Annotated in this window: 20 protein-coding genes and 1 pseudogene; 13 read left to right on the forward strand and 8 right to left on the reverse strand. The window is 36.1% G+C overall.

Features of this window, described 5'->3' with window-relative positions; genetic code table 11:
* The first annotated feature begins 18 nt into the window (after positions 1 to 18).
* From H0S70_RS03240 to H0S70_RS03270, 9 genes are all read left to right on the forward strand, one after another.
* On the forward strand, positions 19 to 1,665 hold the full coding sequence (locus H0S70_RS03240) for a hypothetical protein (RefSeq protein ID WP_188321679.1): 1,647 nt from the start codon (positions 19 to 21) through the stop codon (positions 1,663 to 1,665).
* A gap of 192 nt (positions 1,666 to 1,857) precedes the next feature.
* A complete protein-coding gene (locus H0S70_RS14085; protein ID WP_228453775.1) occupies positions 1,858 to 2,550 on the forward strand; it encodes a TolC family protein in 693 nt (230 codons plus the stop codon).
* Positions 2,544 to 3,266, forward strand: a complete 723-nt coding sequence (locus tag H0S70_RS14090; RefSeq protein WP_228453776.1) for a TolC family protein — start codon at positions 2,544 to 2,546, stop codon at positions 3,264 to 3,266. Before H0S70_RS14085 ends, H0S70_RS14090 begins: the two co-directional genes overlap by 7 nt.
* Positions 3,267 to 3,302: 36 nt before the next feature.
* Positions 3,303 to 3,725 carry a biotin/lipoyl-binding protein gene (locus H0S70_RS14565; RefSeq protein ID WP_317173166.1) on the forward strand — a complete coding sequence of 141 codons (423 nt, stop codon included), beginning with the start codon at positions 3,303 to 3,305 and terminating at the stop codon, positions 3,723 to 3,725.
* A 60-nt stretch (positions 3,726 to 3,785) separates the two neighbouring features.
* Complete coding sequence (locus H0S70_RS14570; protein ID WP_317173167.1) at positions 3,786 to 4,262, forward strand: HlyD family secretion protein; 477 nt, start codon at positions 3,786 to 3,788, stop codon at positions 4,260 to 4,262.
* A gap of 146 nt (positions 4,263 to 4,408) precedes the next feature.
* Positions 4,409 to 5,614 carry an ABC transporter permease gene (locus tag H0S70_RS03255; protein WP_188321680.1) on the forward strand — a complete coding sequence of 402 codons (1,206 nt, stop codon included), beginning with the start codon at positions 4,409 to 4,411 and terminating at the stop codon, positions 5,612 to 5,614.
* 82 nt (positions 5,615 to 5,696) lie between these two features.
* Positions 5,697 to 6,257 carry a Crp/Fnr family transcriptional regulator gene (locus H0S70_RS03260; protein ID WP_188321681.1) on the forward strand — a complete coding sequence of 187 codons (561 nt, stop codon included), beginning with the start codon at positions 5,697 to 5,699 and terminating at the stop codon, positions 6,255 to 6,257.
* A 107-nt stretch (positions 6,258 to 6,364) separates the two neighbouring features.
* Positions 6,365 to 6,820 carry a DUF1569 domain-containing protein gene (locus tag H0S70_RS03265; protein ID WP_188321682.1) on the forward strand — a complete coding sequence of 152 codons (456 nt, stop codon included), beginning with the start codon at positions 6,365 to 6,367 and terminating at the stop codon, positions 6,818 to 6,820.
* A gap of 36 nt (positions 6,821 to 6,856) precedes the next feature.
* Complete coding sequence (locus H0S70_RS03270; protein WP_188321683.1) at positions 6,857 to 7,324, forward strand: hypothetical protein; 468 nt, start codon at positions 6,857 to 6,859, stop codon at positions 7,322 to 7,324.
* Between the two features lie 238 nt (positions 7,325 to 7,562).
* On the opposite strand, the gene pcaF is transcribed toward H0S70_RS03270, so the two are convergent.
* The 3 genes and pseudogenes from pcaF to H0S70_RS03285 all read right to left on the reverse strand — a co-directional run bounded on the left by pcaF (position 7,563) and on the right by H0S70_RS03285 (position 11,263).
* A complete protein-coding gene (pcaF, locus tag H0S70_RS03275) occupies positions 7,563 to 8,780 on the reverse strand; it encodes a 3-oxoadipyl-CoA thiolase (protein WP_188321684.1) in 1,218 nt (405 codons plus the stop codon).
* Positions 8,781 to 9,078: 298 nt separating this feature from the next.
* Positions 9,079 to 10,081, reverse strand: a pseudogene (locus H0S70_RS03280) (alpha/beta fold hydrolase).
* 69 nt (positions 10,082 to 10,150) lie between these two features.
* Positions 10,151 to 11,263 (reverse strand): MBL fold metallo-hydrolase, encoded by a 1,113-nt coding sequence (locus tag H0S70_RS03285; RefSeq protein WP_188321685.1) that lies wholly within the window; start codon positions 11,261 to 11,263, stop codon positions 10,151 to 10,153.
* A 210-nt stretch (positions 11,264 to 11,473) separates the two neighbouring features.
* Here H0S70_RS03285 and H0S70_RS03290 point away from each other — a divergent pair, with 210 nt between their 5' ends.
* The 3 genes from H0S70_RS03290 to H0S70_RS03300 all read left to right on the forward strand — a co-directional run bounded on the left by H0S70_RS03290 (position 11,474) and on the right by H0S70_RS03300 (position 17,138).
* Positions 11,474 to 11,857, forward strand: coding sequence for an SRPBCC family protein (locus H0S70_RS03290; RefSeq protein ID WP_228453827.1), 384 nt, complete (start codon positions 11,474 to 11,476; stop codon positions 11,855 to 11,857).
* Positions 11,858 to 12,020: 163 nt separating this feature from the next.
* Positions 12,021 to 16,673: a DNA polymerase III subunit alpha gene (dnaE, locus tag H0S70_RS03295; RefSeq protein ID WP_188321686.1), complete on the forward strand. Its 4,653-nt coding sequence runs from the start codon at positions 12,021 to 12,023 to the stop codon at positions 16,671 to 16,673.
* A 105-nt stretch (positions 16,674 to 16,778) separates the two neighbouring features.
* On the forward strand, positions 16,779 to 17,138 hold the full coding sequence (locus tag H0S70_RS03300; RefSeq protein WP_228453778.1) for a hypothetical protein: 360 nt from the start codon (positions 16,779 to 16,781) through the stop codon (positions 17,136 to 17,138).
* Between the two features lie 99 nt (positions 17,139 to 17,237).
* Here the strand turns inward: H0S70_RS03300 and H0S70_RS03305 are convergent, their stop codons facing one another.
* On the reverse strand, positions 17,238 to 18,140 hold the full coding sequence (locus H0S70_RS03305) for a magnesium transporter CorA family protein (RefSeq protein WP_188321687.1): 903 nt from the start codon (positions 18,138 to 18,140) through the stop codon (positions 17,238 to 17,240).
* 92 nt (positions 18,141 to 18,232) lie between these two features.
* Here H0S70_RS03305 and H0S70_RS03310 point away from each other — a divergent pair, with 92 nt between their 5' ends.
* Entirely contained in the window at positions 18,233 to 19,255 is a 1,023-nt protein-coding gene (locus tag H0S70_RS03310; RefSeq protein WP_188321688.1) for a 3-oxoacyl-ACP synthase III family protein, read from the forward strand.
* 77 nt (positions 19,256 to 19,332) lie between these two features.
* Here H0S70_RS03310 and H0S70_RS03315 read toward each other — a convergent pair whose 3' ends face one another.
* The 4 genes from H0S70_RS03315 to thrC form a co-directional block, all read right to left on the reverse strand.
* Positions 19,333 to 20,175, reverse strand: a complete 843-nt coding sequence (locus H0S70_RS03315; protein ID WP_188321689.1) for an isoaspartyl peptidase/L-asparaginase — start codon at positions 20,173 to 20,175, stop codon at positions 19,333 to 19,335.
* 15 nt (positions 20,176 to 20,190) lie between these two features.
* On the reverse strand, positions 20,191 to 21,075 hold the full coding sequence (locus H0S70_RS03320) for a cyanophycinase (RefSeq protein ID WP_188321690.1): 885 nt from the start codon (positions 21,073 to 21,075) through the stop codon (positions 20,191 to 20,193).
* A gap of 567 nt (positions 21,076 to 21,642) precedes the next feature.
* The gene (rpsO, locus tag H0S70_RS03325; RefSeq protein ID WP_123247884.1) at positions 21,643 to 21,912 is read right to left on the reverse strand and encodes a 30S ribosomal protein S15; all 270 of its coding nucleotides are present in this window, start codon (positions 21,910 to 21,912) and stop codon (positions 21,643 to 21,645) included.
* A gap of 85 nt (positions 21,913 to 21,997) precedes the next feature.
* On the reverse strand, positions 21,998 to 23,305 hold the full coding sequence (thrC, locus tag H0S70_RS03330; RefSeq protein WP_188321691.1) for a threonine synthase: 1,308 nt from the start codon (positions 23,303 to 23,305) through the stop codon (positions 21,998 to 22,000).
* Positions 23,306 to 23,339: the final 34 nt, after the last annotated feature.

Here is a 23,339-nt window from a genome sequence, read left to right on the forward strand (position 1 = left end):
TTTGAAAAAAAGCCGGGAATGCTCAATATTATAGATTTAGAAAGTCAGTTTTCAAAGCAAAAAATTAATAAAGCTAAAAAACTTTCTTTACGAGAGATTGAAGAAGATAAAAAAAACAATTTCATTTGTTTTATAGATGAAGGCGAGGAAAGCTATGATGTGCAAATTTCTATTAATGAAAAATTAGAAATCATAGATTCTTCTTGTGATTGTTCAGATCAAGGTTTTTGTAATCATTTATTAGCTTTGGCAATACATATTTTTGAAATAAAGAATAATAAACCAACCAAAAAAACAAAATTAAAAGCAAAAAAAATTTCGGAAGCAGAATTAGCAATAGAAAATCTAAATTCTGAAGAAATTAAAGGGTGGATTTTAGAATTTTTCAAAAAAAATAAAGAGGCAGAAATTCAATTTTTATTAGAATTTGGAGAAAAAAAGACTGATTTTTCTGATTTTGAAATCAAGAGTATTATTGACAAAAGCATACAATCTGTAGTAGGAAAAAAGAAAAATATTACCGCACCAGAAATTAAAAAAATAGTAGATATTCTCACGAAAAGTTTGGAGCCTGTAGAAGAATTTATATGGCAGAATATTGCAAAAAATATTGCTTTGGAAACGTACAATCTCATCTGTGATCATTTAATGAGTTTTCAAGTGAATATTTATACTACCAGCAATAGAATTGAGAGTTTTATAGATAAATTTAGGACGAAATTTGCCATCAATTTCAATCAAATAAAAGATCAATTGGTATGGGAAATATTGGCACAGGAATATTGGAATTATTATTTGAAAGGCACAGGAAGTATTCCGCATACTTTATACCATTTGTTGTTTGATATTTATAAATATGCAGATACTCCTCAGAAAAAATTTATAGCAAAATTAGTAAAAGAGCAAATCGAAATTTGGATTAAAAATGATGTGGGATTACGAACGGAACTTCGAGAACATTTGTTGGATATTATGATAGAGAATGAGATGTTTTTGTCTGTAAAATCCTATTTTCCTATTGCTTTTTACAAAAATTCTTATAATATTAAAATTTTAAATGAATTATTGAAATTTGATAAAAATCTAGTCGAAAAATATTGTAATGAGATTATCAACAGAAATTCTAATGAAAAATACAATTATCCTTACTACGAAATTTTAGAAAAATTGTATCTTGAAAATAATGATTTAGGAAAGTTAGCAATTATTAAAAAATTAAAATTTCAAGGGAACCCTACTGTAGAAGATTATATTTTTATTGAGCAAAATGAAACAGATAATGGCGAATTTAAAAAATTCAGAACCAAGATTTTAGCAATTTTGCGTAGAAGTTTTTACCAATATCCCGAAAATGCAGAAATATATTTTCAGATTTTAGAATACGAAAAAAACTATACTAAAATGCTAGATGTGATAGATGAAAACCTTCCTACATTTGTTATTAATCAATACTCTGAAAAACTTTATTTAATTGATAAAGAAAAATTTTTAGTTAAGGTAAGTCGAAGATCTAGTTGGAATTCTGTAGGAAGTGAAGATGAAAAATTGGCAGATTTTTTAGTTTCAAAATACGATAATGCTCATCTAAAATCATATTTTAGTAAAAATTCATTTGGATTTGGTAGCTATAGCTTTTCTTCAATGGTTCTAAAAAAATTGAAATAAAAATTGAAAATGAAACATCAATAGAGTCGGGCTTTAGCCCAACTTTTTTAGTTGAAAATTTCAAGGCTTTAGCCAAAACATAAATCTATAACTCGCCCACAAATTTTTTGTGGGCGATTTTATTTTTTGACGAATGTCAAAGGAATATTTTTTCAATCGTCGCAACTTTGCATCTGTAAACAAACATTAAAAATGAAAAACTATAAAACATTAATTTTTACAGCAATGATGGGCTTTCCTTTGTCCTTCTCTGCGCAAACAGCTCCTTCACTCAAGGAATTGGTAGACGCAGCGATGAGTAAAGATGCTGCCATAGAACAACAAAACTTAGAGTCTAAAGCAAATGGATTAGACCAACAAAAATTAAAAGACATTTTCTTACCCAAAGTTGAAATTTCAGGAAAAGGAGAATATTTAAATGCTACGGCAAAATTCCTTTCACCAGAAATTGCCATTCCTGCGATTAAACCTATTTTTCCGGGTGCTGTTTTTCCAGAAGGAACTTTTAACAATAATTTTACTTTGTCGGGTTTTAATGCAGCCGCAAAAGTTGAAGCAAAAGCGCTTCTTTATTCTGGCGGAAAAGTAAAATATCTGAAACAAGCTTTGACCGAGAAAAATAATGCGACTCAAGCTTTACAAGTCAAAAATCAAGACGAAGTCATTACTCAAATTTCTAAAGCGTATGATCAGTTTGCATTGGTAGCAGAGTCGAAAAATGTGTTGGACGAAAGCAAAAAACGTCTCGATGCCAATAGAAAAACTGCTGAAAAAGCTCTTGGTTATGGCTTAATCACCCCTTACGATTACAAAAAAATAGAATTGGCACAAGCTACCTTAAATTCTAAAATGGTAGAATACGAAGGCAAAAAAGAGAGTTGCTGATAACCCAATTGCATCTTTTAACAGGAATTGATAAAGAGCGAATTGCCCTGATCAACCCGAATTTAGAAAAAATTGAGTATTTGGTAACCGATGAAAGCATCGACAACAGAGCGGAACTGAAAGCTTTGGATTTCGGAATGAAAGCGATTGATGCGAAAATAAAAGCAGAAAAAACGTGGTGGATTCCGAAGGTTCAAGCCATGACTTCGCTTTCCTACATGGGATTTTATAGTACCAATATTTCTTCTTCTAAAGCATTGATGCCGGTAACTGGTGCAAAGTTAGATTATGACTTGACGAATCGTAATTTACTGCCAATTTTTCAAGCGGGAATTGGTTTTAAATGGGATGTTTTTGATGGAAATGAAGGAAAGCATGAAGTAGAAAAAGCAAAAATAGAAAGAGAAATTTTAGAAAGTAAAAAATCTGATGCCGAAAGAAAATTGCAGCTCAATTTAGCCAATAATCAAACCAATTATAACATCGCAAATGCCCAAGTTGATCTAAAAGCGACGGCGAAACAAATTGCTAAAAATGCATTGACACAAGCCGAAAAAGAATTCAGATATGGTTTGATTAAAGCAACCCAATTAATTGAAGCGGAAAACGATTTGGAAGTTGCAGAACTAGACTATCAAACCGCTATCTTCAACCAAAGAAGGGCAGCGATTGAACTGATGAAGTCCACACAAAATTTAAACTTAGAAAAACTATAAAACGATAAACATTAATCAATTAAATATTTTAATCCAATGAAAAACTATATTGCAATATCTTTATTTTTAGTAACCCTACTTTCTCTCGGAGCTTGTAAAAATGAAACTCCACAACAATTAACCGAAGGTAAAACCAAAAAAGAAATTGTTTCTTTTGCGCCAAAAGTTACCGGTAGAATTTTAAAAATTTATGTAGAAGAAGGACAAACGGTAAAAGCAGGAGATACCCTCGCAATGTTAGACGTGCCGGAAGTTACCGCGAAAATTGCTCAAGCAAAGGGAGCAACTGCCGCTGCTGCCGCACAAGCACAGATGGCGAAAAATGGAGCAACTGCAGACCAACTTCGTCAGTTACGAGCCAAACAAAAGGGTTTAGCAGAACAATATCAGTATGCCCAAAAATCTTTTAGAAGAGCCCACAATATGTATAAAGACAGTTTGCTTTCTCCACAAAATTAAGATGAGGCTTTCGCAAAATTACAAGGCGCAAAAGCTCAATATGAAGCTGCAAACGCAGAATTGCACGATGTAGAAATCGGTACAAGATTAGAAAAAATAGAAATGGCGATAGGTCAAGAAAACCAAGCGAGAGGTGTTCTTCAGGAAGCTAATGTTGCCTATTCTGAAAGATATATTATCGCAACCAATGATATGGAAATTGAAACCATTTCTTTAAATGTAGGCGAATTGGCAACTGCAGGTTATGCGTTATTTAACGGCTACATTCCGAACTCTACTTATTTCCGTTTTACCATTCCAGAAAGTAAAATTTCTAAATATCAAAAAGGAATGACCGTGAATATGAAATCTACATACGGAAATCAAGAGTTTTCAGGGAAAATAGTTTCTATCAAGCAATTGACAAAATATGCAGATATTACCACTGCTTTCCCAGATTATCAACCAGATGATGCGGTTTACGAAATTAAAGTAATTCCTACAGATAGAGCAAAAGTGAATAATATTTTGGTGAATTCTAGCGTAACTTTAAAATAATCTTAACTAAAAACCGCAAAAGCTCCAAAAGAAATGTTTGAAAATAAGCAATTCAAAAGTAAAAAAAGTTTTTTTTCTTTTGGAAAACTTTAAAACGGAAAAGCTTTTGTCTCTTTTGTGGTTAAAAAAAATAAAATTTAGAAAAAATGAAACAGTTAAGATACCTTTTAAAAAGAGAGTTTCATTTGTTCTTCACGAACAAAACAATGCTTTCTGTATTTTTTATGGCGCCCATTTTCTACGCGCTTTTGTTAGGTTTTACCTACGAAAAGGGAAAAGTAACGGATATTCCCGTGATTGTGATTAATCATGACCAAACTCCTTTGTCTAATCAAATTGTTGACATGTTAGAGGATAATCAAACGCTTAAAGTACTGAATTATGTAGAAGAACCAGCGATTTTGAAAGATGAGGTCATTAAAACAGAAGCAGGAGCAGTGGTAATTATTCCAGAGCGTTTCGAAGCCAATATACTGCAAAAGAAATATCCAGAAATTAACGTTTATCTCAATACTTCGAATGTGTTGACAGCTAATTTCGCTTCAAAAGCGATTCAACTTACCTTGGGAACTTTTTCTGCAGGTGCCGAAATGAAAGCTTTGCAAAAAAAAGGAATGAATGCGGACCAAGCCAAAGCCAATATAGAACCCTTTAAAGCGAATTATATTACGCTTTTTAACACCACGAGTAATTACCTGATTTTTATGTGGCCTGCAATGATGGCGGTAGTTTTACAACAGGTAATTCTTTTGGCAATGGCGGTTACGTTTTCAGAAGAATTTAAAAGGGATTCCTTTATTAAGGATTTTGCAGGGAAACACAAATATGCGATTTTGGTAATGGCGATTAAATGTTTACCTGTTTGGATTTTCTCCAATTTTAATATTTTGGTTTTTTACTTATGCAGTTTGTATTTTAAAATTCCAGCTCCCGAAAACGTGATGAATTTCTTTTTGGTTACTTCAATTTTTGTAGTAGCAGCAACCAATTTAGGCGTTTTAGTAAGTATATTAGTTCCAGATTCTTTGAAGGCGACGCAGATTTTAATGGTAATTGCTTCGCCTGCTTTCATCATCAGTGGGTTTACCTGGCCTAGCTATGCGATGCCGGATTTCATTACTTACTTTACTAAAATTATTCCTTTAACTCCATATTTGGAAGCGCTGAAAATTATGGTGGTAGAAAAAGGTTCCGATTATTTAACCCAAAAATATTTCTGGCACTTATTTATTCTAGCTTGGATATACTTCATTTTGGGATGGATTGCACTGAAAATCAAAATTAAAATGCTGTTCAAAGAATATAATCTCTCCGAAGATTACGAAGAGGAAAGTTTCGATAATTCAATATAGTTTTTTTTTAATGTTTAAAAGAAGGCGTTGCAGTTTACTGAAACGTCTTTTTTTGTTTACTTTTGTAGGAAATTCAGTCTTCATGAAACTAATTCAAGAACTTAATAAGCACATTAAGGTAAATGCAGAAATAGAACGTTTTTTAAATGAAGAATGTGAAACAAAAGTCTTTGAAAAAGGAGAAATATTGAGCAAGCAGAATCAATACAATCATACTGTTTTCTTTGTAGAGGAAGGCTTGCTGAGAATGTTTTACTACGAAAACGGAAAAGATATCACCACCAATTTTTATTCTGAGGGAAAGATTACCGCTAATATTGATACGCTTTTCAAGAACCAACCTACTCGAAATAACATAGAAACGTTAGAAAAATCGGTAATTACCACTTGTAATTTCAATAAATTAGAGGAACTATGTTCGGTTTCGCTTACTGCGGCAAATTTCAGCAGATATATTTTAGGAAACTTAATGATAGAAATGTCTCGCAGAATTTCGTCGCTGCAATATATGACGGCAAAAGAAAAGTATATCCAACTTTTAGAAGAAAATCCCGACATTATTCTCAGAGCTCCACTCGGAATGATTGCCTCATATTTAGGCATTTCTCAGGAGACTTTAAGCCGAATTAGAAGTGACATTTAAATTTAAAAGCTGTTTTTATTTCCTAAATTTTATCAAATTTTTAATGTTGTTTTGGCTGACGTTTTAGAAATATCAATTAATTTTATCTTTCTCTTAAAATAAGATCCATGCAAAATATATTTGATGCAAAAGTTGCGCAAGAATACATCAACAGAATCAATAATTTAACACCAGAAACCCAAGGAAAATGGGGCAAAATGAGCGTTGATCAGGTTTTGGCGCATCTTAATGTTGCCTACGAAACGATTTACGAACCCGAAAAACATCTGAAACCGGGGTTCATCGCAGGATTTTTACTGAAAAATTTCGTGAAAGCAAAAACCGTGAACGAACTTCCTTATAAACAAAATCTACCAACCGGTCCAATGTTCATCATTAAAGGAAATAAAAACTTTGATGAAGAAAAAAAACGATTGATTGGTTTCATCCAAAAAACTCAGCAGTTGGGAAGTACCGCTTTTGATGGGAAAAAGTCGCATTCTTTTGGTAAACTTACGGCTCAGGAATGGAATAACATGCTGGCGAAACACCTGAACCATCACTTGGAACAATTTGGCGTTTAAATTTAGCAATCACAAGAAACTGAAACATCCATTACCATGAAAAAAATACTTTACCTTTTATTGCTTATCAGCGCTCTTGCTTCTGCTCAAATGCCGAATATTTCTACGGTTTGGCTGAATAATTCAATGCCATACACCGGAACCATTGGTGATCAAAAAGAAGTGATGAAAATAATGGTAGAAATTTCGGAACAGAACCGAAAAAATGATCAGGAATATTTCCTTTCCGGCTATTCTGTGGTGGAAAATACAAATACAAAATTTGAAGGAAAACTGAAAATAACGAAATACAAAAACGGGAAAAAACGGAGCAGCATTTTCGGTGAATACCAATTTGCGGAAGAACCCAATGGCAAACATTCCGGAATTCTGAAAGGCAAGTTTATTTACACCTTCATGTGGAATGCGAAAACCCAAAAAATCGAAAAACAATACCTTCAGTTTATTGGTGATTGGGCAAGCTACGATGGAAGTTTAACTTATAAAACCAACTGGAAAAACTAATCATCGTAACCAGATAAATTGCTGTTTTTTGGTTTAATTTTTTTAAAAAAGTGCTTTGGTTATGTTTGAGAAAATCTTGAAACGGACGATATCTCTTTTAATATAGGAGCAGACTTAAACTTGGAATTTTTAGAAAACCCATCTCGGAATCTTTAATTTCTATCCAAAAAAGATGGCATTAAACAAAAAAACTGCTGATTTTTCGGCAGTTTTTTATTTTTTTTTAAAAGACCTTAATTCAAGCATTTGGATTCTCCAAAATCACCGCATAACCTTGTCCAACGCCGACACACATTGTTGCCAATGCATATTTTTTGCCGTTTTTCTGCAGTTCCAATGCTGCGGAATAAGTTATTCGTGATCCACTCATTCCCAGTGGATGCCCCAATGCGATAGCGCCGCCGTTTACATTCACTCTTGCATCGTCATTCGCAATTCCGAGTTCTTTCAAACACGCAATGCTTTGTGCGGCAAAGGCTTCATTAAGTTCAATAATATCAATTTGATCTAACGTTAAACCAGCTCTTTTCAAAGCTAATTTTGTCGCGTCAACCGGACCAATTCCCATGATTCTCGGTTCTACACCGACTACAGCAGAACACACGATTTTCGCCAAGGGTTTTAAACCATAATTATTCACCGCATCTCCTGAAGCGATGATCATTGCAGCAGCTCCATCGTTCAGTCCGGAAGCATTTCCTGCTGTTACCGTTCCGTTTTCTTTCACGAATGCAGGTTTAAGTTTTCCTAAAATTTCTAAGCTACTATTCGGTTTGATGAATTCGTCTTTGTTTACCAGAATCGGGTCGCCTTTTCTTTGTGGAATTTGGATGTCGGAAATTTCCTCCGCCAATCTCCCGGATTCCTGTGCTTTTTTGGCTTTCATTTGAGAATTCAAGGCAAATTCATCCTGTTCCTCTCTCGTGATTTTATACATTTCAGCGAGGTTTTCAGCGGTTTTTCCCATCGCTTCTACGCCGTATGTTTTTTCCATTTCCGGATTTATAAAACGCCATCCGAAGCTGGAATCGTACATTTTCTGATCGGTTGCGAAGCCGCTCTCCGCCTTTGAAATCACATACGGACCCCTCGACATTCCTTCCACGCCTCCCGCGATGAAAAGATCGCCTTCACCGGATTTTATCGCCCGCATCGCCTGTGCCACCGCACTCATTCCCGAAGCGCAAAGTCGGTTCACCGTTTCTCCCGGCACACTTTGCGGTAGTCCGGCCAAAAGCAGGGCCATTCTTGCGATATTTCGGTTGTCTTCCCCGGCTTGGTTGGCGCATCCGATAATCACATCATCTATTTTGTCCAAAGGCAATTCCGGATTTTTTGCAATAAGATTTTTGATGACGGAAGCTATTAAATCATCGGTTCTCACGGCGGCGAGGCTGCCTTTGAAGTTTCCGATTGCACTGCGCGTTCCGTCTATAATATATGCTTCTTTGCTCATTTTAAATTCATTTTTTTAAGAGTAAAAAGATACGCTTTTTATTTATTTTTCATAAACGTCCTCTTGTTTTTGCCGAATCTCAGTATTATTATTTTAAAATTTGCTTTGGTAAAAACTTAATGTGGAACAAAGAAATGATGGTAACCAATAAACCAATGAGGAGGCAGTCCGCTGAAAGATTAAAAAGCATTCGATAGGTAATTTACTACCATCATCGCATTTTTCAATCAATAACAATCGGTGAAAACAGAAAATTTCGGAATAGGGAAAATTATTTTCTTTAAAAAATTATAGAATATTAAGGAACAAATTCCAGCAAAGGAACTATGAAACGATCAAAAACCTCGATATGTGGCGAATGTCCCACATTTTCTAGCTCCACCAATTTTGAATTTTTGATTTTCTTTTGGGTTTCTTTTCCTAAATTTTGGTAAAGTCCCATCAGAGGTTGTAATTCTTTCGGTGCATTTGCCTTTCCAATTGCTGTTCTGTCGCGTGTTCCTATAATAAGTAGAGTGGGAGCGATGATGTTTTCAAAGTCGTAAACTACGGGTTGCGTATACACCATATCGGTCGTAAGTGCTGCATTCCATGAGGTTTTCGCGAAATCCGGATGAATCGTCCACCCTGCGAGTAAATTCAACCATTTGTCGTATTCAGGTTTCCATTTTCCGTCGTAATAAAATTTTAACTGATATTCTTTATAGGACTGATAGGTATTTTTCAGTTCGGAAGCGTAGAGTTTATCGATGTTTTGATAAGGTGAAAATTTCCGGTAATCTTCCAGACCTATTGGGTTTTCCAAAATCAGCTTTTCGATGTTGTCGGGATACATCACGGCCATTTTCGTGGCGAGCATTCCACCCATCGAATGTCCTAAAAGAATGAATTTATCTATTTTCAAATCATCCAGAATAGTTTTTGTATTCTCTGCCAATTGCTGAAAACTGAACTGATACTGCTGGGGTTTTGATGATTTTCCGAAACCGATCTGATCCGGCATAATCACCCTGAAACCTTCTTTTAAAAGTACTTTTGCAGTTTGCTCGAAATAATATCCGTTAAAATTTTTACCGTGAAGCAAAACGATGGTTTTACCGTTTGCTTTCGCAGGTTTGGCATCCATGAAAGCCATTTTCAAATCCTGTCCCTGTGTTTTCAATATTTTAAACTGAACTAGAAAAAGGGTAGTGAACCGTAGACAGTTCCGCATCTAAAGCCTCAATTTTTGGCTGAATTTGCGCATTGAAAAATGTACTGAAAATCAAGAAAATGGAAGAAAAAATCGATGCTAATTTCATTTCTAAAAGGTTTTTCTCAAAAGTACAAAATTAAAAGAGTCGTTCGCGACTCTTTATTTTATCTGTTTATTAATAGGATTTCCACCACTGGTCATAGTTTTCATCATCATTCAGATAATTTGTTTTTTCGCCAATTTTCGGGGTGAGGATTCTCTTATTTTCGATATTAAATTCCATTATTTTTTCATGTGGTTCCTTCCATGGATGTGTTGCCAGAGCGAATTTCGAGTTGTGTACCGGAATCAATCTTTTGGCGTTGAGATCTTCCATCGCCTTGATGTTTTCTCCGGGCATCATGTGGATGTATCGCCAATCTTTGTTGTATTGTCCGTTTTCAAGAATTGCCAAATCAAAACTTCGGTATTTCTCCCCAATTTTTTTAAAATGATCATCGTAACCGCTGTCGCCACCGATATACACTCTTTGGTTTGGTGTTTCAAATACAAAACTTGCCCAAATCGCCTGATCGCGCTTTAAACCCCGCCCGGAAAAATGCCTGGCCGGTTCACAATATACTTTGAATCCACTTCCCAAATCAGCACTTTCTTTCCAATCCAGTTCGATGATTTTTTTTGGATCATAATTCCAGAATTCCAAGTGTTCGGCGGTTCCGAGCCCGGTAATTACGTGCTTTACCTTTGGACGCAGTTTTTTCACGGTTTCGTAATCCAAATGATCCCAATGATCGTGAGTGATAATCAAATAATCCAATTCCGGAAAGTCATTTGAGGTATAAAGGTCTGTTCCTTCGAAAGCCTTTGCGGTAAAAGATATGGGCGACGCATTACCGCTGAAAACGGGATCCACGAGGATTTTTTTACCGTCAATTTGTAGGAAATAGGAGGAATGTCCCATCCAGATGAACACATTTTCGTTGGGATCCAAAGATTTCAAATCTGTCTTCTCAAACTTAAAAGCTTGTTGCGGAATTTTATTGGGAGATTTCCCGAAAAGAAAGCGGAACATTACCTCCGGCATCGAGGTATCTTCTGCCAATTGCGGAGTAGGGTTCAGGTTGTCGAAACGCCCGTTTTTATAATGAGGAGATTTTAAAATTCTTTGCAATCGTTCACCGGAAGGCGCTTTCCCGAATTGGGGATGACGAAGAAAAAGAAAAGCCGACAATGCCACAATTCCGATGAGAATGAGAAATAGGATCATGATTTTTTTTAATAAAAGCATTTTTACAAATTTATTTGCACTGTAGAATGAGACGAACAATTGCAAATTTTACTTTAAAATTGCGATCAAATGTAGATTAAAATTCAGAAATGAGCTAAATCATCCTAATATTTTTTATTCTTATTCAATAATTTCAGTAACTTTATTACAATCAAAAAATTCAATGTTATTCACGAAAATGTAACTGTAAAGCAAAGAGTAAATGCCCCTATCGAAAAGGTTTGGAATGCTTTGACCGATAAAGCGCAGATGAAAGAATGGTATTTTGATATTTCCGATTTTGAACTCGGGATTCACAATGAACTCAATTTTTTTGAGCCGGGCGATGAAAAAAAATACCATCATCACGGAGAAATTCTGGAACTGATTCCGAATGAAAAATTGAAGCACACTTGGTCTTATCCGGAATTTTCTAAAGAAAAAACCATCGTAAAATGGGAATTAGAAAAAGACGGAGACGAAACCATTGTCACCATAACCCATAAAGGTTTGGAGAATTTTGCTCATCTTGGAAAAGATTTTCAAAAAGAAAGTTTCCAGCAAGGTTGGAACGAAATTCTAGGAGAAATTTTAAAAGAATTTATTGAAAATTAATTTTTAGGTTCGATTAAATTTCACACGCTTTTTAGAGATGCTGCTCCATTTTTCGCGCAGCTTTTTTTGTGAAGTCTTTATTAATTTGATAGTTTGAATTTTCCTCAGATGCAAATTTTATTTAAAGAAATTTTACCTTAATTTTACCAAAATTCTCTACTTCATGTATCTAGTTTTCGACACAGAAACCACAGGTTTACCTAAAAATTTCAATGCACCATTAACCGATTCTGACAATTGGCCGAGAATGGTGCAAATCGCATGGCAACTGCATGCGCAAGATGGTACATTGCTTGAAAATCAGGATTATATCATAAAACCTGAAGGGTATGATATTCCCTTTAATGCTACTAGAATTCATGGAATTTCAACCAAAATGGCGAATGAAGAAGGTAGAGATTTGGCTGAAGTTTTGGAAGAATTTAAAGATGTTCTTCAAAAAGCAAAAGTAGTTGCCGGTCACAATATCGATTTCGATTACAACATCGTTGGTGCCGAATTTTTTCGAAAAGACATGGATAATGTTTTAGCGAAAATTCCTTCGGCAGATACCATGGAACTCGGTACGGAATTTTGTCAGTTGGGAGGTGGAAAAAACGGCAGATACAAATCTCCGAAATTGGTAGAATTATTCGAAAAACTATACGGAGAGCAGTTTGATGAAGCGCACAATGCTGCGGCAGACGTGAATGCAACTGCGCAAGTTTTTTTCGAAATGATGCGAAAAGATTTAATTTCGGCAGAAAAACTTCTTATTTCTGATGCCGAATTGCAGGAATTTATCAATAATCACCCGAATCCTTTTCCGCCTTTTGGGATTATTATTCGGAGACAAGTTGCGGACTCTAAAAAGAAGAAAAAAGTAGATTTCGGTTCCTTTGATGAAATTGAAATTGGAGATTATTTTAATTTTCATAATCATAGTATTTATTCATCGTTGCAGGCTTCTTCACATATTTCAGACTTGGTAGATAAAGCAATTCGAAATGATTTTGCCGCCGCAGGTTTGGTGGATTTGGGAAATATGATGGGTGCTTTTAAATTTGTTTCTGAAGTCGAAAAAGCCAATGGAAACATCAAAAAAGCATACCAAGAATATCTTGATAAAAAACTAAAAGCAGATGAAGACGGTGTAGAGTTTAATGAAGTTGAACCTAGGAAAACACCATTAATTCCAATTATCGGTTGCGAATTTTATATCTCTGATCGGCCAGAGCAAAAACAGTTCACCAAAGATGATCCCGATCGAAGAACGAATGTTGTATTGCTGGCAAAAAACTTCAAAGGTTACAAAAATCTGGCAAAACTTTCGAGTTTAGGCTATGTTAATGGTTTCTATTTTGGAGTTCCTAGGATTTCCAGAAAAATGATCGCAGAGTATAAAGAAGATTTAATTGCTTTCACAGCGGGAACTTCAGGAGATATTCCCAGCACGATATTGGAATTTGGTGAGCAAAAAGGGGAAGAAATATTCAAATGGTGGAAAGATACTTTTGGTGATGATTTTTATGTACAACTTCAGAACCATCAAGTGGAAGAAGAAGAGCATTTGAATGAAGTTTTATTGGAATTTGCCGAAAAATATGAAGTGAAAATTCTTGCTCAAAACGAAACGTTCTACACCGAAAAATCCGATGCGAATATCCAGGATATTTTATATTGTATAAAAGATGGTGAAAAGTTGTCTTCGCCTGTAGGAAAAGGTTTTGGTAAGAGAAGAGGTTTGCCGAACAGTGAATATTATATTAAAGATTCCGATGATCTTCGGCAGGCTTTCATCCAGTTCCCCGATGCATTTGAAGCGTACACGGAATTGCTGGCGAAATTTGAACCCTATACTCTTAAAAGAGATGTTTTGTTGCCGGAATTCGATATTCCTAAGGAATTTTTAAGTGAAGAAGACAAAATTGATGGCGGGAAACGGGGCGAAAATGCTTATTTAAGACATTTAACCTATGACGGAGCCAAGAAAAAATACGAAGAAATTACTGATGAGATCAGGGATCGTTTAGATTTCGAACTTGAAGTTATTGCAAAAACCGGATACCCAGGATATTTTCTTATCGTGCAGGATTTCTGTAACGAAGCTCGAAAAATGGGTGTTTGGGTAGGTCCCGGACGTGGTTCTGCAGCGGGATCTGCTGTAGCTTATTGTACCGGAATCACCAATGTGGATCCTATTAAGTATGATTTGCTATTTGAGCGTTTTCTTAATCCGGAAAGGATTTCCATGCCCGATATCGATATCGATTTCGATGATGAAGGTCGAGATAAAATCATCAAATGGGTGGTTGAAAAATATGGTAAAGCGAATGTTGCACAAATCATAACTTATTCGATTCTCGGTGGGAAATCTGCCATAAAAGATGCCGGAAGAGTACTGGATGTTTCGATTCCGGAAACCAATAATATTGCGAAATTAGTGCCTTCCACACCCGGAATGAATATTGCAAAAGCACTTTCGAAATTCGACAAATTAAATCCGGAAGACAAAGTGCTCGCACAAGAAATGAAAGACATTTTAGAGAATCCCAATGATGAACGATTTCAAGTTCTTTCTGCGGCACAAAGAATGGAAGGTTGCATCAGAAATACCGGGATTCACGCGTGCGGAGTAATCATTACCCCGGAAGACATTTCCAATTTGGTTCCTATTACCATTGCAGCGAAGGATCCTGATATTTTGGTTTCTCAGTTCGATAACTCGGTGGCGGAAAGTGCTGGTTTGCTGAAAATGGATTTCCTTGGTTTGCGAACTCTTACCATCATCAAACATGCGATCCGATTGATCAAACAAAGGCATAATGTTGATATCGATCCAGATTTAATTCCTTTGGATGATTTGAAAACTTTTCAGTTGTTTCAAGAAGGTAGAACCGTCGGGATTTTTCAATATGAAAGTCCAGGAATGCAAAAGTACATGCGCGAACTGAAACCGACAAAGTTTGCGGATTTAATCGCCATGAACGCACTTTATCGTCCGGGTCCAATTAAGTATATTCCAAATTTTATCAACCGAAAAAATGGTCTCGAAGAAACGGTTTACGATTTAGAAGAAACCAAAGAATACCTTGAAGAAACCTACGGAATTACCGTTTATCAGGAGCAGGTAATGCTTTTGTCCCAAAAATTGGCCAATTTTACCAAAGGTGAAGCTGATACACTGCGAAAAGCGATGGGTAAAAAGCAAAAAGATGTTCTTGATAAAATGTACCCGAAATTTATTGAAGGTGGAGAAAAAAACAACCTCGATGTCGATAAACTCAATAAAATTTGGAAAGACTGGGAAGCTTTTGCAGAATATGCTTTCAACAAATCGCACTCGACTTGTTACGCGCTAATCGCCTATCATACCGCTTATCTTAAAGCCAATTATCCGGCAGAATATATGGCGAGTGTGATGACCAATAACCTGAATAACACCAAGCAAATCACCATGTTCATGGAAGATTGCAAAGGGATAGGAGTCGATGTTTTGGGTCCGTCAGTGAATGAATCGCAATACGAATTTGCGGTGAATGACAAAGGCCAAATTCGTTTCGGTTTGGGCGCGATCAAAGGAATCGGTGAAGGACCGAGTGAAGCGATTGTACAGGCTAGAACTTCAGGAAGATTTACCAATATTTATGATTTTTTCGAGAAAGTTCCTTCATCACAAATCAATAAAAGAGTAGTGGAAAGTTTGGTGATTGCCGGAGCTTTTGATGAGGTTGATCGCTATCATCGTGCACAATATTTTGACATTGATATTTCCGGAAGAACCAATCTGGAAAGGCTTTTGAGATACGGACAAAGTTTTCAAGATAGCAAAAATGAAATCGAAAATTCTCTTTTTGCAGATTTCGCTGAAGAAGTGAAAATTGAACCACCGAAAATCAATCCGGCTCCCGAATGGCAAAATATGCACATGCTGAACAAAGAAAAAGAAATTATTGGATTTTACCTTTCTGCGCATCCTTTGGATGAATATAAATATCAGTTCAAATTCATGCAGGGCGCACTCAGCAAAAAAGAAATTCTGGAATCTAAAAAAGAAGATGAAATCGAATTAGAAAAAGTAATTGTACCAATCGATATCGCTGATGTTGCCGATGAAGACGATGGTTTGCTTGATATGGTGAGTGATATTTTGGACGGTGAAGAAGAAATGTTGATGGAAGATGCACCTAAAAAAGCCGAACCAAAAGGAAATTTCAACTTTTTAAATTTAGATGAAGTAGATGCTTTTAAAGACACTGTTGCCAATCAGCAACCCGATCTTTTCAATAATGATAAGCTCAATTGGAAAGAAAAACAGGCCATGAAAAACAATACACCGGAATACATGGTCGCAGGTTTGGTTACCGAATATGTCGTGAAAGACGGAAAAAACAGTGGCGAAAAGATCGCCTTTATCACTTTGGAAGATTACAGCGGTAGTTACAGCTTCCGGCTTGGAGATCGCGATTATATGAGACTTCGCGACCGAATTGATGTGCAGCGTTTTGTGATTTTCAAAATAAAATTTGCGGTGTTAAACGATGGCAGAGTTTTCGTCAACGTGAGTGAAGTGATCGATTTAAAAGATGCTTTTGAAAAATTTGCTAAGAAAATGACCATCGTCATCGATATTAATGATTTAAGGAGAGAAGATATTTTATTCTTCAAAGAAAATTTCTTAGAAAATGAAGGCGAACAAAAACTCAATTTCCTGGTGAAAAACCCTGAAGATCAATCCAATATTGAGCTGATGGCGATGCGTTCGCAAGTTAATATCAATGGTGAATTGCTCGAAGTGATTCACAAACTACATAAATATGAGGTGTTCTTAAACTAGAAATAAAACACGAAAATTGATTAAAGTCCGAAATTCTTAATTACCTCGCTTTCACTAAGTACGCTAAAAGGGAAAGAAATTGGTCAGGGAGCGGCTTTCACAGGAATGATGCGCCAGTTGGGAGGTTCATTTGGTATTGTAGCAATTACCACTTTCATTTCCAACCAAAATTCCATTCATCGGGAAAATATTGCACAGCATTTAGATGCCAACAGTTTTGATGTTCAGCAGAGAGTGGCCGCTTTGAAAGCAAGTTTTATGGCAAAAAGTTTTTCACCCGATGTTGCTTTGCAATCTGCCTATAAACTGCTCGATTTGAATGTGCTGAAACAAGCATCAGTACTGTCTTACATGGATGTTTTTCTATATCTCGGATTGTTGTTTTTGGTTTGTATTCCTTTCGTTTTATTCGTGAAAGAAAGAAAAGGCAGGGAACCAATCGACCTTGGCGATGCAATGCATTAATGATAAAATAGTTTTTTAATAGTTAGTTTTTATTTAAAAGCGGTTTTAGACTAGATTCTAAAACCGCTTTTTTTATTTAAAATTAACAAAAGTCTTTATTTACCAGCGCTTTTTTCTTACATAAATGAAAGTAAGCAACGCAATGAAAGCCATCACTCCAAGCGTAATAAAATAACCAAGCGGTTGACGAAGTTCCGGCATATTTTCGAAATTCATTCCATAAATTCCCGCAATAAAAGTAATCGGGAAAAAATACATGGAGTAGATCGCAAGTACCTTCATCACTTGGTTGGCGCGTTGGTCGCTCATCGCGAGATACATCGAAATCAAGTTGGTCACCTGCGAATTGAGGTGTTCGAAATCGGCAATTACATCTTTATGTTTGTCTTTCAAATCGGTAATTTGGGCTTCTCCGAGTTCCAATGTTTTAAATTTATCAATCCAATCAGCGGAAATATTCAAGATTCGGGCATTCAGTCCCGATTTTCTTTTCAGTTTATACAATCGGCGAATTTGGTTTGGGCTGTTCGTGTTTTTCAGGAAGATTTCATTCTCGATATTATCCATCGTTTCCATCAGGTTTTGCGACTCGTCGTCGAAGGATTTCATCACTTTCAAAGCCAAACTCAAAGCAATCCTTTCCGAATTGATGTCTTGGTTTTCCGGAAGTAGAATTTCTTTTTTTAATTCATAAATACTGCGATTCTTCATCCGGTGAATGGTAATGATAATATTTCCAATCAGAAAAACCCCCAGTTTAGTAGAGATATCGCTGATGGTATTCAGGTGAGACCTTTCCAATTCAGTATTTTCGCGCATCAGAAAAAATTTCACATCATCATCCTGTTCAAATTTCGGGAGATGGTTTGGGTCTATCGTGTCTTCCAAAAGTAGTTGATTGATTTTATATCTTTCATGTAAAAAAAGCAAATCTTCCGGAGTCGGAGCTTCCACATCAATCCATTCGCAATGGTCGTTTCGGTAAATAATTTCTATTGGCATTCAACAAATTTAACAATATTTTCAATGTAAAAATTAAAGCTTTATTTGATATTTTAAATAAAATTTATCTTTGCCAAAATTTAATGTATTTCATGACTAAAAGTATTATCAAAGGAATTGGGCACTATGTTCCGGAAAACGTAGTCACTAATGACGATTTGTCCAAACTGATGAACACCAATGATGAGTGGATCACCGAAAGAACCGGCATCAAAGAAAGACATCACCGAAAAAACCGAAACGATTCCGAAGAAACTACCGCGTTTCTAGCCTTTAAAGCATCGGAAAAAGCCCTGAAAATGGCCGGTTTATCTGCCAAAGATATCGATTATATAGTATTTGCGACCCTTTCACCTGATTATTATTTCCCGGGATGTGGCGTTTTGCTTCAAGAAATGCTCGGTTGCGATACCATCGGAGCGTTGGATGTAAGAAATCAATGTTCCGGATTTGTGTATGCGATGAGTGTTGCAAATGCTTTCATTAAATCTAAAATGTACAAAAATATCTTGGTTGTAGGTGCGGAAGTCCATTCTTTCGGATTGGATTTTTCCGATGCGGGTCGTGGTGTTTCTGTAATTTTTGGAGATGGAGCAGGAGCGGTGATTTTGTCCGCCTCTGAAGATGAAAATGCAGGGGATATTTTGAGTACAAACATGCATTCTGAAGGGAAATATGCAGATGAATTGTGTACAAAATTCCCCGGTTCAAAGTACGGATGGAGCGACAGAATGCGTCTGGAACCTGAAAACGTAACCGATGCTGAAATTTATCCGGTGATGAATGGAAATTTCGTGTTCAAACATGCGGTGACCAGATTCCCGGAAACCATGTTGGAAGCGTTAAATACTGCTGGAAAAACGTTGGAAGATTTAGATATGTTCATTCCACACCAAGCGAATTTGAGAATTGCCCAGTTTGTACAACAAAAAATGGGACTTCCGGAAGATAAAGTTTTCAATAATATTCAGAAATACGGAAATACCACAGCTGCATCAATCCCAATTGCATTGAGCGAAGCCATCGAACAAGGGAAAGTAAAGAGAGGTGATTTAGTACTTCTTTCTGCTTTTGGTAGTGGACTTACTTGGGGTTCGGTATTGTTTGAATTTTAATTAAATTGGATCAAAGAAAAACCACTTTCATTTTCTGGAAGTGGTTTTTTTATTTAAAGTAAAATTCTGAATTTCTACTAATCGAAAACTTCAAAATCAATTCCGTCGAAACTTGCAAAAACCATGGTAGGATAAGAATCTTGGTGGAAAAAATTCCCTGATTGATCGATCGCGATGGCTCCTGCAAATCCGTCGATTTCCTTTAATTCTTGAAAAGTCTTTTCAAATGCTTTTTCTATTGACATTCCATCCGAAACTCGAGTCACAATTTTTGCCGCGGTAGCATTGCTCACGATGTCTTCGCCAACTCCGGTGCAGCTCACCGCGCAGTGTTGATTGGCAAAATTCCCGGCAACGGTCGCTGAATCGGATATTCTGCCAACGATTTCAAAACCTTTTCCTCCGGTAGATGTTGCCGCAGCCAATTTTCCGTTGTTGTCAAGGGCAACACAACCTACGGTTCCTTTTCCGCCATTTTTCAGTTTGGCTTCGTATTCTTTTCTGCGTTGAGGAATTTCGGTAGAAAAATCTTCAAAACCATGTTCCAGTGCGTATTTTTTAGCACCTTCACCTCCTAAAACACGATCTTGTTCTTTCATTAGAACCTGTGCAACTTTAATCGGATTTTTTACGTTTTCTATATTGATCACTCCCGAAAATTTCTGGGTTTCTCCGTTCATTAATGAAGCACTCATCCGAATTTTTCCGTCACTTTGGATTTGTGAACCAATTCCGGCATTGAACAACGGATCGTCTTCCAACAAAGAAACTGTATAAACCACCGTTTCTTCAGCAGAATGATTTTGCAAGAATTCAAATCCTTTCGTTGCGATTTCTTTCAGGGAATTTTGTTTGGCAACTTTCACCTCATGGCTTTGGTCGCTTTCGGAAAAAAATCCGCCGTGGATGATAATCTTCATCTTGTGTCTTTTGGTTTAAACGTGTGGAATAGGGTTGTACTGGGAATTCACGATGGTAAGATCTTTCGATTTCAGATCATAAATATCGTTTTGTGACATCACGTGTACGATTAAATTATCAATAGAAATTGGCTGACCAAGGTTGATATTGGTAAGGTTGGTGTCTTTGATGAACCTGCCATCGACCAAAATAACCAAACCGGAACCAATCGCAGTCATGATATCGCCATGAATGAAAAGTCCGGTGTCTTCACCAAGACCGATCCCCAAAGTTCGAGGATTGTTCACGACCGCCTGAAACAACCTTCCGATTCTTCCGCGTTGTACAAAATGCGTATCTACAATTACATTTTCGATGAAACCTAAACCTTGGGTGGTTTTTATTTCACCTTTAAGCAAAGCTTCAGAACTGGAACCTTGGTAAATCATATTTTCCGACGCAGCGGCTGCACCGGCGGAAGTTCCTGCGTAAATGAAATCTTGTTCCTGATATTTTAAAAGAATCACATCGTGAAAGCGGGTTCCGCCCAAAATTGAAGTCAATCTCAGTTGATCACCTCCTGTGAACAAAACCACATCCGCGGCGTTGGTTCTGGCTACGATGGCGTCGCTGTTGGCTTGTTCACGGTTTTGAATGTCTAATATATTTACATTTTTTGAACCTAAAAATTCAAAAGCTTTCTTGTATTCCGGGCCTACAATCTGAGGGATTTGTGAGGCGGTGGTGATGATTTCGATGATTGAATTTTCTTTCAGGCGCGACTCTTCGATGATTTTTCTTAGGATTCCACGTTCGAAGAAATTGAGATTTTTCTCTACATTTTGGTCGTAATCGGTTTCTGAGAAACTGCCTTTGTTCACGGCACCACCGATAATTACTAATTTTCCAACTGCTTTCATAGTTTGCAAATTTAAAAAAAATATGTAACATAAGGCGGGAAGTGTTAACTGAAAGTTAACGAATTAGCGGAAGTTTTGCTAAATAACGGACTTAGAAGAGAAGTGAATTTACGAAAAAGGAAAGTAAATTGTAGGTTGATTTTGATGATTGTTGTTAGCAAAATTCAACGAAATGTTTTCACTAAGAAAAGCTTTCTTCAATATTTGAATATCTTGGAAAAATCCACAAAAATAAATTTTGCCCAAAAACCAAATAAACCGAAAAAATAATACAGATTAATCAATAATTTATAATGTTGTCATGTATAGGTATCTTAAAACGGGTCAAAGTCGTGTCTCCTTCGAATCTCTTTCGCTCTAACTCCAATATAAGTCCATTATAAGTCCAATATAAGTCCAATAGATTATTAGAGAAACAATAGAGTTATAATAGATTTATATTGCTTTTACTTCGAACTTAACTCCTAGTTGATATTGATCTTACTGCTCTTTTGTAATGAGAAATATTGAGAAACAAAAAAAAGCAACCCAAATTGAGTTGCTTTAATTTTTTGCGTGAGCTTAGGATTATTTTCTAATTCCTAATTCAGCGATGATTGCTCTATATCTGTTGATATCTTTTTTCTTCAAATAATCTAAAAGAGCTTTTCTTTTACCTACTAATTTCACTAGAGATCTTTCTGTGTTGAAATCGTGACGATTAGTTTTCAAGTGCTGAGTCAAGTGGTTGATTCTAAATGTGAATAGAGCAACCTGTCCTTCAGCAGTTCCTGTGTCTTGTGCAGATTTTCCGTGTTTTGCGAAGATTTCTGCTTTCTTTTCTGATGTTAAATACATTCCAATATTATTTAAATGATTATTATGTAACGAGGTGCAAAGATAAGATTTATTTCCGGATTAGAAACTGTAAATCAAAAAATTATCATTTCTCCTGTATCAGATAGTTTTTCACAGCTTCAAAATCAACAGGAAACTCTACAGATTTCTTTTCTCTTTTATTAAAAGCTTCCAATTTTTCAGGAATTTCAATTTGCTCTTTCAGAACATCTTCTACCACTTCAACAAATTTCGCAGGATGAGCAGTTTCCAACAAAACACCAACAAAATCTTCATTTATTTTGTCACTCTGAGCTTGTCGAAGAGCCTGAAGTCCAAGATATGCAACTGCACCGTGTGGGTCAAGCGTGTAATTAAAATCTTTTTTTACTTCTTGCATTGCTTTTTTGGTTGCTTCATCGGAGAAAGAGTAAGATTCAATCTCTTTTTTAAATTCTGAAACATCATTATTGAACAAGCTTTTCATTCGTTCAAAATTACTTGGATTTCCTACGTCCATTGCATTGCTGATGGTTTGTTTCGAAGGTTTTGATTCGTAATTCCCAGTTTCTAAAAACTTCGGGACTACATCATTTTCATTAGTTGAAGCTACAAAATGATGAATTGGCAATCCCATTTTCTTAGCAAAAAGTCCCGCTGTTAAATTTCCAAAATTTCCACTTGGAACCGAGAAAACAATCGGTTTTTTCAATTTTTGCAATTGTGCAAATGCCCAGAAATAATAAAATGATTGAGGAATTAATCTCGCAATATTGATACTATTTGCTGATGTCAAAGTGAATTTCTGATTCAATTCTTCGTCGGACAAAATCTGTTTTGCCAAAGCTTGACAATCGTCAAAAGTTCCGTCTATTTCCAAAGCTTTGATATTTCCGCCCCAAGTTGTCAGTTGTTTTTCCTGCAACGGACTCACTTTTCCTTTTGGATAAAGAATATAAACTTCAATTCCTTGAACTCCGAAAAATCCTGACGCAACCGCACTTCCTGTATCGCCGGATGTTGCAGCAATCACTTTCATTGGTTTTCCTCCAGAGAAATAAGACATCATTCTTGCCATAAATCTCGCTCCAACATCTTTGAAAGCCATCGTTGGACCGTGGAATAATTCTAATGAATAAATATTCTCCGAAATTTTGATGGCAGGAATTTCGAAGTTCAAAACCTCATCTATGATTTCTTTTAGGTTTTCATCCGAAATTGATTCGCCGAGAAATTCTTTCGCTACTCGAAACCCGATTTCCTGTAAACTAAGATTGGGTAGATTTTCAAAAAATTCCGAATCTAACTGCGGAATATATTCCGGCATAAAAAGTCCGCCGTCATCTGCCAAACCTTTTAAAATGGCTGTTTTTATATTAGTTGCTTGTTTTTGTCTTGTTGATATGTATTTCATTTTGTTGATAGTTGTTATTTGTCGGTTGACAGTC

The sequence above is a fragment of the Chryseobacterium manosquense genome (assembly GCF_014623485.1).
In the GTDB taxonomy this organism is placed as follows: domain Bacteria; phylum Bacteroidota; class Bacteroidia; order Flavobacteriales; family Weeksellaceae; genus Kaistella; species Kaistella haifensis.

Coding starts and splice junctions, on each gene's coding strand:
- H0S70_RS03240 (WP_188321679.1), top strand. CDS start 19: ATGCTCAATATTATAGATTTAGAAAGTCAGTTTTCAAAGCAAAAAATT.
- H0S70_RS14085 (WP_228453775.1), top strand. CDS start 1,858: ATGAAAAACTATAAAACATTAATTTTTACAGCAATGATGGGCTTTCCT.
- H0S70_RS14565 (WP_317173166.1), top strand. CDS start 3,303: ATGAAAAACTATATTGCAATATCTTTATTTTTAGTAACCCTACTTTCT.
- H0S70_RS03255 (WP_188321680.1), top strand. CDS start 4,409: ATGAAACAGTTAAGATACCTTTTAAAAAGAGAGTTTCATTTGTTCTTC.
- H0S70_RS03260 (WP_188321681.1), top strand. CDS start 5,697: ATGAAACTAATTCAAGAACTTAATAAGCACATTAAGGTAAATGCAGAA.
- H0S70_RS03265 (WP_188321682.1), top strand. CDS start 6,365: ATGCAAAATATATTTGATGCAAAAGTTGCGCAAGAATACATCAACAGA.
- H0S70_RS03270 (WP_188321683.1), top strand. CDS start 6,857: ATGAAAAAAATACTTTACCTTTTATTGCTTATCAGCGCTCTTGCTTCT.
- pcaF (WP_188321684.1), bottom strand. CDS start 8,780: ATGAGCAAAGAAGCATATATTATAGACGGAACGCGCAGTGCAATCGGA.
- H0S70_RS03285 (WP_188321685.1), bottom strand. CDS start 11,263: ATGCTTTTATTAAAAAAAATCATGATCCTATTTCTCATTCTCATCGGA.
- dnaE (WP_188321686.1), top strand. CDS start 12,021: ATGTATCTAGTTTTCGACACAGAAACCACAGGTTTACCTAAAAATTTC.
- H0S70_RS03300 (WP_228453778.1), top strand. CDS start 16,779: ATGATGCGCCAGTTGGGAGGTTCATTTGGTATTGTAGCAATTACCACT.
- H0S70_RS03305 (WP_188321687.1), bottom strand. CDS start 18,140: ATGCCAATAGAAATTATTTACCGAAACGACCATTGCGAATGGATTGAT.
- H0S70_RS03310 (WP_188321688.1), top strand. CDS start 18,233: ATGACTAAAAGTATTATCAAAGGAATTGGGCACTATGTTCCGGAAAAC.
- H0S70_RS03315 (WP_188321689.1), bottom strand. CDS start 20,175: ATGAAGATTATCATCCACGGCGGATTTTTTTCCGAAAGCGACCAAAGC.
- H0S70_RS03320 (WP_188321690.1), bottom strand. CDS start 21,075: ATGAAAGCAGTTGGAAAATTAGTAATTATCGGTGGTGCCGTGAACAAA.
- rpsO (WP_123247884.1), bottom strand. CDS start 21,912: ATGTATTTAACATCAGAAAAGAAAGCAGAAATCTTCGCAAAACACGGA.
- thrC (WP_188321691.1), bottom strand. CDS start 23,305: ATGAAATACATATCAACAAGACAAAAACAAGCAACTAATATAAAAACA.